Annotated in this window: 9 protein-coding genes and 1 pseudogene; 7 read left to right on the forward strand and 3 right to left on the reverse strand. The window is 56.6% G+C overall.

What is annotated here, in order from left to right; translation table 11 throughout:
* Positions 1-8: 8 nt before the first annotated feature.
* The 3 genes and pseudogenes from V6607_RS11070 to V6607_RS11080 form a co-directional block, all read left to right on the forward strand.
* The gene (locus tag V6607_RS11070; protein WP_338743787.1) at positions 9-1,154 is read left to right on the forward strand and encodes a hypothetical protein; all 1,146 of its coding nucleotides are present in this window, start codon (positions 9-11) and stop codon (positions 1,152-1,154) included.
* Positions 1,154-3,361, forward strand: a complete 2,208-nt coding sequence (locus V6607_RS11075; protein WP_338743788.1) for a hypothetical protein — start codon at positions 1,154-1,156, stop codon at positions 3,359-3,361. The genes V6607_RS11070 and V6607_RS11075 overlap by 1 nt, the downstream gene beginning before the upstream one ends.
* A gap of 543 nt (positions 3,362-3,904) precedes the next feature.
* Positions 3,905-4,042, forward strand: a pseudogene (locus V6607_RS11080) (transposase); the annotation flags it as partial.
* A gap of 268 nt (positions 4,043-4,310) precedes the next feature.
* On the opposite strand, the gene istB reads toward V6607_RS11080, so the two are convergent.
* On the reverse strand, positions 4,311-5,066 hold the full coding sequence (gene istB / locus V6607_RS11085; RefSeq protein WP_027976742.1) for an IS21-like element ISPsy14 family helper ATPase IstB: 756 nt from the start codon (positions 5,064-5,066) through the stop codon (positions 4,311-4,313).
* 20 nt (positions 5,067-5,086) lie between these two features.
* Positions 5,087-6,601: an IS21 family transposase gene (gene istA, locus V6607_RS11090; RefSeq protein WP_338741807.1), complete on the reverse strand. Its 1,515-nt coding sequence runs from the start codon at positions 6,599-6,601 to the stop codon at positions 5,087-5,089.
* A 207-nt stretch (positions 6,602-6,808) separates the two neighbouring features.
* On the opposite strand from istA, the gene tnpB reads away from it, so the two are divergent.
* Positions 6,809-7,144: an IS66 family insertion sequence element accessory protein TnpB gene (gene tnpB, locus V6607_RS11095; RefSeq protein WP_338743789.1), complete on the forward strand. Its 336-nt coding sequence runs from the start codon at positions 6,809-6,811 to the stop codon at positions 7,142-7,144.
* Between the two features lie 61 nt (positions 7,145-7,205).
* Positions 7,206-8,774, forward strand: coding sequence for an IS66 family transposase (locus V6607_RS11100; RefSeq protein ID WP_338743790.1), 1,569 nt, complete (start codon positions 7,206-7,208; stop codon positions 8,772-8,774).
* Positions 8,775-9,114: 340 nt separating this feature from the next.
* Here V6607_RS11100 and V6607_RS11105 read toward each other — a convergent pair whose 3' ends face one another.
* Positions 9,115-10,563: a SulP family inorganic anion transporter gene (locus V6607_RS11105; RefSeq protein ID WP_338743791.1), complete on the reverse strand. Its 1,449-nt coding sequence runs from the start codon at positions 10,561-10,563 to the stop codon at positions 9,115-9,117.
* A gap of 939 nt (positions 10,564-11,502) precedes the next feature.
* Here V6607_RS11105 and V6607_RS11110 point away from each other — a divergent pair.
* Both V6607_RS11110 and V6607_RS11115 read left to right on the forward strand, forming a co-directional pair.
* Positions 11,503-12,990: a SulP family inorganic anion transporter gene (locus V6607_RS11110; RefSeq protein ID WP_338743792.1), complete on the forward strand. Its 1,488-nt coding sequence runs from the start codon at positions 11,503-11,505 to the stop codon at positions 12,988-12,990.
* A gap of 153 nt (positions 12,991-13,143) precedes the next feature.
* Positions 13,144-13,629 carry a hypothetical protein gene (locus V6607_RS11115; protein ID WP_338743793.1) on the forward strand — a complete coding sequence of 162 codons (486 nt, stop codon included), beginning with the start codon at positions 13,144-13,146 and terminating at the stop codon, positions 13,627-13,629.
* Positions 13,630-13,908 lie beyond the last annotated feature (279 nt).

Genomic DNA, 13,908 nt, shown 5'->3' on the forward strand with positions numbered 1-13,908 from the left:
GTGATTCGTTGGCCACAATTCATGTAGGTAAATGCCGCAGCCTGGCTGACATCGAACGCGCTATCAGCCAGATGGACAGCCAGCCCCAGGATGACAGGTTTGTTTTTCCTCTGGACTTTTTCAAAGGTCGTCATAGCCCGAGCTACGACGCTTCGAGACTGCAGATGGTCGTTACGCTGGCTCGGCATCGGCTCAAGGATGGGTATTTAGACATTCATCAGAATGCATCCCCTGAGGACGCCAAAAACGCCGTTTGCAGTTACTCACCAGGCATCGCGGGTGCGCGCCTAACGCGAGGCATTCGCCTGGGCGACCAGGTGCTTGATCGGCGTGATGTGCTGACAGCTGCGGCGGAAAAAATGCAGAACACCGATGCTGGAAATTTCCGCGATGTCATTCGCGGCAGATCGTTGGATCTCATCTGTGTTGCAGCCTCCAAAGTCCAATATCTTCGGCCACTGTTCGCCTCCGCCCAGGTGGCCAAGAAACAGAGGGAAATGCGGGACTCGATGGCCGAACTCGTTGCCTTCGTAAACCAGCAAAGCCGTGAAAGCGTGCCTGAATCCCTTATTGATGCCTTGGGATCGTTTTCAAGCGAGCTTCTTCAGAATACCCAAGACCACGCTGTCACCGATCATGAAGGCACTGAATATCTGTCGCACGTTGAAGGCCTGATCTTGGGATGGACACGTCTGAGTGAAGAGCTATTTGCCGAAGACTTTTCGGGGAACGACAAGCTGAAAGGCTACTGGGCTACCGAAGCAGGCGAGACAGAATCCGGGCTTACAAGCCTGCGCGTTTTTGAGATCAGTTATTTCGATTCGGGCCCTGGGCTTGTCAGTCGGTACACCGGCAAATTGGTTACCGAAATGACAATTGAGGAGGAAAAGCACGCTCTGCTTCGATGTCTTCAACACACTGTTTCATCGAAACCCCAGGATGCTGCAGGCGAGGGTTTGCCACTTGTTCTTAACGAGTTGAGCAAGATCGGAGGGTTGATCAGGATAAGGTCAGGTCGCTTGTCGGTCTTCAACGTGTTCACCAAAGGTGATACCGAGCGCAATCATTTCGACTTTGAGGACTGGGTTCCCCAGCCTCTCGCCCCGGTAGAAGGCGCGGTTGTGTCTATCCTCGTGCCATTGAGGGCAGAGTAATGGAAAGATTCTACTCATGGCGGCATGTGAAACACTGCGCTGTTCAAGGCTCGGTTGAGGTTTTGAGCCTTTGCTACAACCGGTGCGACCTTAGCCCTAGCGATGTCTATGACGACGTTGATTTTGCGCTCAAACGCGAAGCCAACCTCCCGGATTGCGTTTATATCTTCGGCAACAGCAACCAGCTTCGGGCATTCCAGCAGGCATGGGCAACTGACAGCCCACAGCGCACCACAATGCTTAAGCGCGGTGAGAAGCGTCAGATAGATTTCGTACGTCAATACGTGTTCAACGAGTGGCAAGGCGCCGGCTTCACAATGCACTCGCTTGGGGACGGTGCAGAGAATTTCCAGTTTTCGGCAAACGACTTGCTCGAGCGCGGTGTTTTTTCGCTACTCCAGCGTAACAATGCCATTCACAAAGCACCGTCTGGCCATATTTTCAAGCACCCTTCAGGCACCAAAAACCGCGTATTTATTCAGGCTAGGGATATCGCCAGCGGTGAGGCTGAGCTGTTTGTGGTGGGTTACTGCATTGCCCACAGGCACAGCTCGCGCCTGCGCGTCGCCAAAAAAATCTACATCGACACCATGGGTATTTACGCGTTTGTGAAAAATGCACTGAGCCTGTGTGGTGGCGATGCGGAGATCCACAGTTTTCACTCATACGATGAACTAGAGAAGCTCATCCCTCCAAGCTTTCCTTACTTCTGCGTCGTATCCGCCTCCACTACGGGACGGATGGCTGCAAAAATGCGGGAGCGCTGGTTCTCCGATGATTGCATCCTGACGATGGTGGACGTCACCAAGCAAAGCCGCGACGGTGATGTCTTGGTCTCGCTAAATGCGATGGGGCTGAGCCTGCCCGAGCTCGGTGAAAAAGAGGGAACGCTGATCGAAATTATTGGGGAAAACTTCTCCTCCAAGGCTAAACCGCCTAGAGCTGTCGTTATCGGCACGAAGCATGCTCCGGACACACTGGACACAATCCACGAGCATTTCGGGTTCACAATTCCGCCCTTGAATTCTCGTGTTGATGGTGGCCGCTCCAAACTGATCCAGCTCGACCCTCAGCACGTTTTCGAAAACCCTGATTTCATTGAATGGCTGGATGATGAGATTAGCTGGCGATTCCCCATCGCGACCAACCTCGTCATCCACGCTGCCGACGACAACTCGTTGCGATTGGCGCAGGCAGTCGTCGAAAAGCTCAGAGAGAAGCGTGAAAGTGATAGGCCGATGCGACTGATCACGTCTGCAGATCTCCTCGCAACCGACTGCAGCGATGTAACCGGAGTGGTAGTGGTGTCAGCAGTCTCGCGAGATGGAGGCGTGCTCAGGGAAATCAGCCGGGATCTGCGTACGCGCATCTTGAGCAATATACCCAGACAGTACCTAACGCCAATCGGGATCCCGCAGAGCGCCAGCGCGTGGAAGCAGCTGGAAATTTTCCTGGCACGAAATCCAACGGATCGCCTGTACGGCTTTTCCAACTGGATCAACATGCCGATTGGGGAGGACATGGAGCAAAGCTTTTGGTCTCAGCTCACCGCAATGGGCTCGCTGGCACAGACGCTTACCATGCATGAGCTAGACCCTGGGGGTGGGATCACCCCCACTGTCGTGACTCAATCAGTAGATTTGGCCATTGACGAAATCGAGGCGGCCCGCCAGGCGCTGATGCGCTCGCCGCGAGCAGCGCCTCTCAAGCTGTCAGAGGGTTTTCTGTTCTTCAAAAAAGATTCTGATATCTCCACAGGGTACGAGCGCGTAAGCCAGAGCACCGTGTACCTAACCCTATCGGCGGTACTTCAGTACGCTCGTGAGCATGAAAACCCCAGTTTGCGACTTTGCCCTAACGGCTATGAATCTGTGGTACTCGGCCCCGAATGCTTCTTGCGATTCAATGATTCGATTCTCCAGGCGTGCTTGCTGAGGGCGAGTCTTCCTTCAGAGCTGGATTACTCTGCCAGCCCTGAATTGAGCAGGCTCATGCGAGAATTCCTATCGAAGGTGTTCATTCGCTGCAACGAAGAGTATGGCGATGCCGGCCTGGAATTCGCTGCAGCGCTCGCCATCGGCAGGTTGCGGTTGGTGAAGAAAGACATCGACGATCTGCTGGCTGAAAACTTTCAGAAAGCACATGGGGTGAGTCAGCCGTCCGCGCTGCTAGGGATGCTGATTCTCGCAAAGTACCAACTCGGATGAGTTAGCTACCGCTAGACCGCTCAGGGATACGGCATAAGCCCAAGAAAGATCGATGCAGATCGTCTGAGGTTATCGGTTTCCTGATCGAGATCAAGCGGTCGATTCACCAGAGCGGTTTGCCACAGGGTGACTCATATTTTCTGCTTCGCATGTACTCCGACAAACGCCAGGGGTTAGCTCATACCGCTGACCAATGGCGAATGGCGAATGGCGAATGCGCGCACGGATTCTATCCGTGACCTCACATACTCCGCGGCCAAGGCTTTGCCTTCGGCAACCCGTCGCTTGCTGTTCAGCCATCGTGGCGACTCAGGAGTACCCAGGCGCACTAGAAGCACGATGATAGTCGCGAGTTTAGGGTTACTAGGGGCTTCCTGAATGAACCCCATGAAAGACAGGTGAACGAGCCCAGTTCAAGCACCCTATATCCTTCTTCATGCGTATGCGTCCGGCCAAGTCATCTACCCAACCCCGATAGGACAGGACATGGTGTGCACTTAAATTTAGGTGGACATCAGTTCTAGCCTTTTAAACGGGTATTTCATGCAGCCAACACGCCGTTCGTATTCCAAGTCCTTCAAGGCCCGGGTCATCCAAGAGTGTGTCCAACCCGGCGCCTCAATCGCCAGCGTAGCCCTCAGCCATAGCCTCAACGCAAACCTCGTCCACAAATGGATTCGGATGCAGGCGCAGAGAAGTACGGCGCTTCAACCCGCCTTCATCCCGCTGCCTATACAGACAACGGTGCCAGTATCCTCAGCGAATATCAGCGTTGAAATTCTGCACCCGCGCGGCACCGTCAAAGTGAACTGGCCTACTGCAAGTGCTGCTGCCTGCGCCGCATTTGCGCATTCCACGCCATCCGGCCACCCAGCCCGCCAACATCCGGCCACCTATTCCACGCTCATCCGGCCAGGCAGTCGGAGCGCAGCGACGCAGGTTCGCATTGTTAGTCTGAAGTCCCTGCCGTCGTCAATTTCGTCGCGCGTCTGCGCATCGACTCGCCCTTCAGTTCGATCCGATAAGCGTTGTGCACCAGCCGGTCGAGGATCGCGTCGCCCAAGGTCGGATCACCGATCAGCGCATGCCATTTGTCCACCGGCATCTGGCTGGTGACCAGTGTCGAGCGGTTGCCGTAGCGGTCGTCCAGCAGCTCAAGCATGTCGCGCCGTTGCGCGGCGGTAAACGGCGCCAAGCCCCAATCGTCCAAGATCAGCAGGTCGGTCTTGGCGTAACCGGCCATCAGTTTGGCGAAGCGGCCGTCGCCGTGGGCCAGGCCTAGTTCCTCCATCAAGCGCGGCAGGCGCAGGTAGCGCACGCTGTAGCCGTCGCGGCAGGCCTTGTGGGCCAGCGCGCAGGCGAGCCAGGTTTTGCCTACGCCAGTTGGCCCGCCGATGATCAAGTTCAGGCCATCACGCAGCCACTGGCCACTGCCCAGCTGCAGGATCATGGCCTTGTCCAGGCCACGCGGGCTGCGGTAGTCGATGTCTTCCAGGCAGGCGTTGTGGCGCAACCGCGCCGCTTTGAGGCGAGTGGTCAGGCGGGCGTCTTCGCGCTCGGTCACCTCACGGTCGACCATCAGGCCGAGGCGTTCATCGAAGCTCAGATCATTGATATCGGGCGTTGCGTGTTGCTCGCCCAGCGACTTGATCATGCCGTGCAGGCGCAGGGTTTGTAGCTTGTCCAGGGTCGGGTTCGGTAGCATTTCGAAGCTCCTTTTTCAGGTCAGTGGTAGTAGCCCGGGCCACGCAGGTTGATGTGCTCGTCGGGCAGTAGCGGCAGGTTCTGCTGGGCCAGCGGCAGGCGTTCCAGCCCTTGGCGCAGGATCGATTCGAGGCTTTTGTAGCTGCATGCGCCCAGTGCCAGCGCCCGCTGGCACGCGGCTTCCAGCCGCGCTTCGCCGTGCTGTTTACTCAGGCGCAGGATGCCCAGGCAGGCGCGGAAGCCGTGCTGAGGGTGGATTCGGCGTTCGAGGATGTAGGCGATGACGCCAGCGGTGTTTGGCCCGGTCTGCTCTGCCCAGCGGATCAGCCGTTGCGGTGTCCACTCGGCGTGTTCGCGGTGGCTCTTGGGCATGTGCTCGGTTTGGGTGGTGTGGCGGCCTTTGTGCAGCGAGCGCAAGTGGCTGGCCACGCGCTGGTTGGCGTGGAAGCACTCGACGGTCTGGGCGGTGAGTCGTACTTCGAGTTGGTGCTTCACCAGCTGGTACGGCACCGAGTAGAAGTGGCCATCGACCTCGATGTGGTAGTCGATATGGACGCGTACCTTTTTCCATTCGGCGTAGACGTAAGGGTGTTCCGGCAGCGGGTGCAGCGCCGGTTGGTCGAGGGCCTCGAAGGCTGACCGGCGGGAGCCGGGCAGCTTTTTGAAGGGCTTGTGATTGACGCGATCCAGCAGCAGTGCGATGGCGGTATTGAGTTCGCCGAGCGAGAAAAACTGGCGGTTGCGCAGCACCGCCAGGATCCAGCGTTCGACCACTTGCACGCCGACTTCGACCTTGGCTTTGTCCCTTGGCTTGCGCGAGCGAGCGGGTAATACGGCTACGCCGTAATGCTCGGCCAGGTCGCGGTAGCTGGGGTTGATGTCGGGTTCGTAGCGATGAGCTTTGGTGACGCCGCTGCGTAGGTTATCCGGCACCAGTATCTGCGTTGTGCCGCCGAGAAAAGCGAAGCAGCGCACGTGCGAGCCTAGCCAGTCAGGCAGCTTTTGCGACCAGGTGGCCTCGGCAAAGGTGTAGCTGGACGCGCCAAGCACGGCGACGAAGATCTGAGCCTGACGGATCTCGCCGGTTCGCCGGTCAATGACCGGCACGGTCTGCCCGGCGTAATCGACGAAGAGCTTTTCGCCAGCACGGTGTTCCTGGCGCATCACCACATCGACCTTGGCGGCCCAGAGGCGGTAGTGCTCGCAGAACCAGCTGTACTGGAAGCCTTGCGGGTGAGCGAGCCGATATTCCTGCCAGAGCAGAGCCAGGGTTACGCCGGGACGGCGCAACTCGGCATGGAAATGAGCCCAGTCAGGCATCGGACGTTGATCACTGGGCACAGCGGGCGGCGGCGGAAAAAGATGCCGTTGCAGCTCGGAGTCGGTCAGCACCGACGGCCAGCTCAGGCCGCTGGCAGCAAAGCGATTGAGGTATTCACCGACGCTGGCTCGACCTACTTGCAAGCTGGCAGCAACTTGGCGGGCAGATAGGCCGACCTCGAATTTGAGACGTAGCACTTCTCGAATCTTACGCATGGATAACCGCTCCACGACGACCTCTCTGCTTCGATAAAAGAGGTCGATGGTAGTGAATTAATCCTGCGTTGCCGCCTGCCTTATGGGCGGCCGGATAGCCGTGGAATGGGTGGCCGGATCAACGTGGAATCAGTGGCCGGATGTTCATGGAATGGGTGGCCGGATGGCCGTGGAATCCGCAGCCGCATTCCTTCGAGACCTACTGCAATGATCCGCATCGATGCCATCTGGCTCGCCACCGAGCCCATGGATATGCGCGCGGGCACTGAAACCGCGCTGGCCAGGGTGGTCGCAGTGTTCGGTGCGGCGAAGCCGCACTGCGCTTATCTGTTTGCCAATCGCCGCTCGACTCGGATGAAAGTGCTGGTACACGATGGGATTGGCGTCTGGTTGGCTGCACGTCGATTGAACCAAGGAAAATTTCACTGGGCAGGCGTTCGACAAGGCAGCGAAGTGCAGCTGAATACCGAGCAGCTCCAGGCTTTGGTACTCGGTCTGCCTTGGCAACGTGTTGGCGCTGGCGCTGCAATCACGTTGCTTTAAAAACCGTAATTAATGCCTTGGCTTGCTGTAGAGGATGGCGGGCTTTGGTAAAATCAACGCCATGACTTCTTCGTCCGATCTCGCTCAAATGCCCCCCAACCAACTGCGTGTGTTCGCTGCGCAACTGCTGTCGCAAGTCGAGACCATGGGGCATACGGTCGAGACCATGAGCAAGACGGTCGAAGCGATGGGCAAGAAGATCAACCGCGATCAAACACTGATCGAGAAGCTGACCCACGAGATCGCACAGCTTAAGCGTTTGAAGTTTGCCAAGCGCAGCGAGCAAATGAGCCCTGAGCAGGCGAGCCTGCTCGATGACCTGATCGATACCGATATCGCAGCGATTGAGGCCGAGCTTCAAGCGTTACAAATAGCGCCAGTTGCGATCGAGCAAAAGCAAAAGCCGAAGCGTACGGCCTTGCCGGCAGAGTTTCCGCGTACGTTGATCCATCACGAACCGGACAACACCCACTGCCCATGCGGCTGTGCCCTCAAGCGCATCGGCGAAGATGTCAGCGAGAAGTTGGACTACACACCGGGCGTGTTTACCGTCGAGCGCCATATTCGTGGCAAGTGGGTGTGCGATGACTGCGAAACGCTGATCCAGGCGCCGGTACCTGCGCAAATTATCGACAAGGGCATCCCGACTGCCGGGTTGCTTGCCCACGTCATGATCGCGAAGTTTGCTGATCATCTACCGCTTTACCGGCAGGAATCGGTTTTCGGTCGAGCAGGCTTGGCGATTCCGCATTCGACATTAGCCCAGTGGGTTGGGATGACATGTGTGCAGTTGCAGCCCCTGGTCGATGCCCTGCGTGACGTGGTGATCGGGCAACAGGTCGTGCACGCGGACGAGACACCGGTACAAATGCTCGCTCCGGGCTCGAAGAAAACCCACCGTTCTTATGTTTGGGCGTACGCCACCGGCCAGTTCTGCGAAACAGCTGCTGTGGTCTGCGACTTTAGCCCTAGCCGAGCTGGTGAGCATGCTCGTAACTTCCTGCACGGCTGGAAAGGCAAGCTGGTCTGCGACGATTTTGGCGGTTACAAGGCAAGTTTCGAACTCGGCGTGACTGAAATCGGCTGCATGGCCCATGCCCGGCGCAAGTTCTTCGAATTACACGCCACCAACAAGAGCCAGATCGCCGACCAGGCCCTGCGCTACATCCAGTTGCTGTACGAAATCGAAAGCGAAGTGCGCAACCTGGAGCCGAATTTAAGGTGCCGAACACGGCAAGAAAAAGCCGCGCCGGTAATGGATAGGCTGCATGCCTGGATGATCGCCCAGCGTGATGCTGTGCCCGAAGGTTCGGCTATCAGGAGGGCGCTCGATTACAGCTTAAAACGCTGGGCAGCGCTGTCGCGCTACCTTGATGACGGCACCGTTCCCATTGACAACAACTGGGCCGAGAACCAGATCAGACCGTGGGCACTCGGGCGCAAGAATTGGCTCTTCGCTGGGTCGCTGCGCAGCGGAAAACGCGCTGCGGCAATTATGAGCCTCATCCAGTCAGCCCGGCTGAATGGTCATGACCCGTATGCTTATCTGAAAGATGTTCTGATACGGCTGCCGACGCAGCGGGCCAGTGAGATTGGCCAACTATTGCCGCATCAGTGGGTATCTGCCTGAATCACGCAAGGCGACTTCGCGGATGCTGCATATAGTCAGCAATGCAAAGAAGCGCCGCTGGATTGAATGCCTCAATCACAAACGCTGCTATAGCATCGGGGATAAAGCCCTTGACTCCGGCATTGAAGGCGAGCTTCGTTACCAGATTGGCAAGAGCACAATCTATCCATCCCACGAGGACATCCGACGGGTACAGGTCTTCGAGCGATATCCGATAATGACTAGGGCGAACTGCGTAAACCGAAAGACGTGATGCCTAGAGGCACAAGATCTACTGACTATGCGCCACTGCGGCAAGCGCCACTCCGGGACTTGCCGAGCTTTAAGGCATAGCCACTGATTATGCGGTCTTTATGCCTGCCTTGGCTAACAAGCTCGCACAGCGAGGGGAAAGGTGGCTGAGTTCGAAGCGTTTGCCAAACTTCTCGTAGCGCGCAGCTAGGCTTTCCAAAGAGGCAATCGCCGAATGGTCGACTACATGCAGAAAGCGACAGTCGACGATGACCGTGTCGGGGTCGCGCTGCGGGTCGAACAGCGCCTGAAAGTGCGTGGTCGAGGCAAAGAACAGCGTGCCATAGGGCCTATACACCATACGTCCGGAAACGCTTTCATCAGTTTCGGCGCGCATATCTCTGGAGTGCTGCCACGCAAACGATAGAGCGGCGATCACAATCCCGCATAGCACAGCGGTTGCCAAGTCAGTCAACACGGTGATGATCGTTACTGCAATCACCACCGCCGCGTCATTCATAGGAATCTTGCCTAGCACCCGTAATGATCCCCAGGCAAAGGTCTGCTGAGCCACTACAAACATGATCCCAGCCAGGGCTGCCAAGGGGATACGCTCGATCAGGGGCGATAGAAATAGAATGAACAGCAGGATCATTACCCCGCTTACCACACCAGAAAGTCGGCCTCGGCCTCCAGAGCTGAGGTTGATTACCGTTTGGCCGATCATCGCGCAGCCTCCCATTCCGCCGAACAATCCGGATACCACGTTAGCAGCGCCCAAGGCGACGCATTCACGGTTGGGCTGGCCACGGGTTTCGGTTAATTCATCGGTTAGGTTGAAGGTCAACAGCGTTTCTAGCAGCCCGACCATCGCCATCAATGTCGCGTAAGGCGCGATAATCTTCAGCGTGTCCATGTTGAATGGTACGGAGGGCCAGTGAAAGCTCGGCAAACTGCCGGCGATGGTAGCCATGTCCGCTAAGGTGCGAGTCGGCAAGCCTGCGAGCGCCACCAAAACGCTGATGCCGACGATGGCTACAAGCGCTCCGGGAACGGCCTTTGTTAGGCGGGGCAACAAGTAGACAATCATCATCGTCAAAACTACAAGGCCAAGCATAACTGCTAGCGCGTTGCCGTGAAGCCATTGCCCATCCGGTGTCTTGAAGTGATCCAACTGAGCCATGGCGATGATGATCGCCAGCCCATTGACGAAACCCAGCATAACCGGATGGGGCACCATGCGCACCAGCTTGCCTAGCCGAAGTAGGCCGAATAGCACCATAATCAATCCGCCAAGCACCACGGTCGCCAGGAGATACTCGACCCCGTGCTGAACTACCAGTGCAACAATGACAACCGCCATCGACCCGGCTGCCCCAGAGATCATTGCAGGTCGACCGCCAAACAGCGCGGTCAGGGTACAGATGATGAAGGCGCCATACAGTCCCATCAGCGGATTGAGTTGGGCCACGAGCGCGAAAGCGATGCATTCTGGAACTAGGGCAAACGACGAGGTGAGTCCCGCCAAGACGTTACTGCGTATTGAAGACAGGGTCATAGTTACCTTCTCAGACAGCGAAAAGACCTCGCCTGCCATTGAGGCACGCAAGGGGTTTTTATAGGAAGCGGATGGCCAATGCTAACAGAATTGCAAGCGGATGTGTCGGCAGATAGCAGCGGGTTGGTACGACACCTCTCAGTGCCTTGGCTATCTGAACACCGAAATTTCTATACTCGCCCTACCAACCTGTCACCAATCCCCATTAATCGATACCATTACCAGAGCCGAACTCTTTGGGGATCGATATTTCGAAGCGCTGTACATAGGCAGCTTGTTCTTATGCTCGAAAGCGATTGCCGGACTGCGTAACGCGGTTTCTCCATCCGGTGCGCCTCAAAATCAGGCCTGATCGTCTTCGCGAAGCGCTTTCCATGCCATTGTTTGCGGGTAGCGTTCCAGTGTGGTCACCAACTGCAAGCCGATCTGGCGAGTAACAACCATGCTGACCTGGTCGGCAGTCGCGAATGACTTCCGTAACGTTACGCTCCGGATCTCAACAGCGCAGCACCTATCCGACGGAAGTTTTCACGCCGTCTTCCAGCCCAGGGCGAGTGAAATCTCAACGCTTTTGCCTCATAAATGGAGCACGGCCTGAGCGGGTTTATCTTTTGGGCAGGCTGCGGAAGGAGAGCTTCGAGTTCAGAACTGGGGTCGTCTATCGGCTTACGGTTGTCTGAGCCTACGGCAGGCGGTTATTATCCCACTGTCGATTTACGACATATCAAAGGAAATACCTTGCCTCGTTCCAACTGGCTGCCTACGCCGCCATAGCGCTACGCCCCCTCGCGACACCCTGATCGCCTCCTAGCTGCGGTCGAACTCTGCTGCGCTCACGTTTTGGCCGCCGCTACCCTACAACTCAATTGAAGACAGATGCACCTGCATTGCTCAGCGCGCGCCGCTGCGCGTCATGCCGTGCCTGCTATGGGTGAATCCATGCTTGAAAAGATCAAAGCCGCCTGGCTATCAAATGTCCGAGCGGATGTTCTCGCGGGTCTCGTTGTCGCATTGGCACTTATTCCCGAGGCCATCGCGTTCTCTATCATTGCCGGACTCGACCCGAAGGTTGGCCTCTATGCATCCTTCTGTATATGTACCGTAATCGCCTTCATGGGCGGCCGTCCCGCAATGATTTCCGCCGCAACCGGTGCCATGGCGCTGCTGATGGTAAATCTGGTGAAAGATCATGGCCTCCAGTACCTTTTGGCTGCCTCTTTGATGTGCGGAGTGCTACAGATCATCGCAGGCTATCTGCGCCTAGGTGAGCTGATGCGCTTCGTATCACGCTCAGTCGTTACAGGTTTCGTTAACGCTTTGGCGATTCTCATCTTCATGGCGCAACTGCCGGAACTCACTGGAGTGACCTGGCCCGTTTACGCCTTGACCGCAGGAGGGCTGGCAATCATCTATCTGTTCCCACGGCTCCCGGTAGTTGGCAAGCTGCTCCCGTCCCCTCTTGTATGCATCATCGTCCTTACAGCGATCTCCATATACATGGGTCTGAAAATTCATACCGTCGGCGACATGGGTTCTCTGCCCGACAGTCTGCCGATTTTCATGTGGCCAAGCGTACCGCTGAACTTCGAAACCCTTCTGATAGTGCTTCCGTACTCTGCTGCGTTGGCGGTGGTTGGTCTGCTGGAGTCGATGATGACCGCGACTATCGTGGACGACCTGACAGACACTACCAGTGATAAGAACCGGGAGTGCAAAGGTCAAGGTATCGCTAACATCGCCACAAGTCTCATTGGCGGTATGGCGGGCTGTGCAATGATCGGGCAGTCAATGATCAACGTGAAGTCCGGAGGGCGGACTCGCCTATCGACGTTGAGCGCAGGCGTATCGCTACTGATCATGATGATTTTCTTGGGTGACTGGCTGGCTCGCATTCCAATGGCTGCCCTCGTTGCTGTCATGATCATGGTATCGATCAGTACCTTCAGTTGGGGATCTATTCGCAATTTGAAGGAATACCCGCTTTCTACGAACATTGTGATGGTCGCTACCGTGGTCGTGGTCGTCGCCACTCACAACCTTGCCTTCGGTGTGATTGCGGGAACGTTACTGGCCGCTATGTTCTTTGCAAACAAAATCGGGCACTACCTGGACGTGATTTCGAAGCATGACCCCGAGCATAGCCACCGGACTTATTTCGTCTCAGGCCAAGTGTTCTTTGGTTCTGCGGATCGATTCACGAATTCGTTCGATCTCAAGGAAAAACTCGATACCCTCACCGTTGATCTACGCGATGCTCATTTCTGGGACATCACAGCCGTGGCGGCACTCGACAAGGTGGTGCTGAAACTGCGCCGGGAGGGTGTTCAGGTTGATGTGATTGGAATGAATGAAGCGACCACCACGCTCGTGGATCGGTTCGGTGTGCACGACAAACCTAATCGTATCGACACCTTGATGATTCACTAACAACAGATCTGGCGGAGCACCCCGTCCAAAGGCACGCCCCGCTTCTAAACCTCACCATCTGCGTCCGCACCGCCGGATATCGAACGGGAAAGGGTGCGCCGGGGCACTGGCCATCTTTTCCTGGGGTCAGATCCATCATATCGTCTAGGTGAGTTGGCCGGACGCTTACTCATCAAGCACAATGTGGGATGGCGTCTGAACAGCAAGAGCCAGCTGGAATCTGCGCTGCCCAAGGATCTCGCCGATCGCATGGATGGCGTCGAGGCGGAACTCGATAAATTTGAAGCTGCACGAGAGCACTTCGGCAAGGCCAAGCGGTATGCATTGGGCACACACCGGGATTGCGAAAACTCGATCAAGGAATCGGTGAGCGCTTTTAAGAGCGTGGGCAAGGTTCTGCATGATCGAACTGCAACGCTGGGGGACGTGCTCAGCCGCATGAAAAAAGACGGCTCCGTTCCCCCAATGCTCGTGACTGTCATGGAGAAGTTCTACGCGTATGCCAACGCAGAACCAGGCGTGAGGCATGGCGGAGTTCAGAAGCCCAAATCGGGAGACATGGACGCGGAATTGGCTTTACACCTCAGCGGCGCCTTCATCCGCTATATCATTGAAGTCCAAAGCCAGGAAACACAGTGAGACCGAAGCGCCTTGAAGAAGCGCCGTCAGCAGTCAAACGCTGTTCGCGATTGGATCACGGAGCTGTCCGAAAAGGCGCGGCGCTGACGAGCAGGCTGCCCCGGCTCGCGGTTGACATCGCCTGAACATTGCCTGATCTGTACTTTACTCTCAGTCAGTCACGTCCTCCCTAATTCTGATCGATGACCAGTCACGCAAACTGGGTGAGGTCTCGGATTTTGCCATCCCTGTCACACCTCGGCGAGTCTCCGATCATGAACACGCGGCCCATGTGGCTAC

The sequence above is a fragment of the Pseudomonas sp. KK18 genome (assembly GCF_037094675.1).
In the GTDB taxonomy this organism is placed as follows: domain Bacteria; phylum Pseudomonadota; class Gammaproteobacteria; order Pseudomonadales; family Pseudomonadaceae; genus Aquipseudomonas.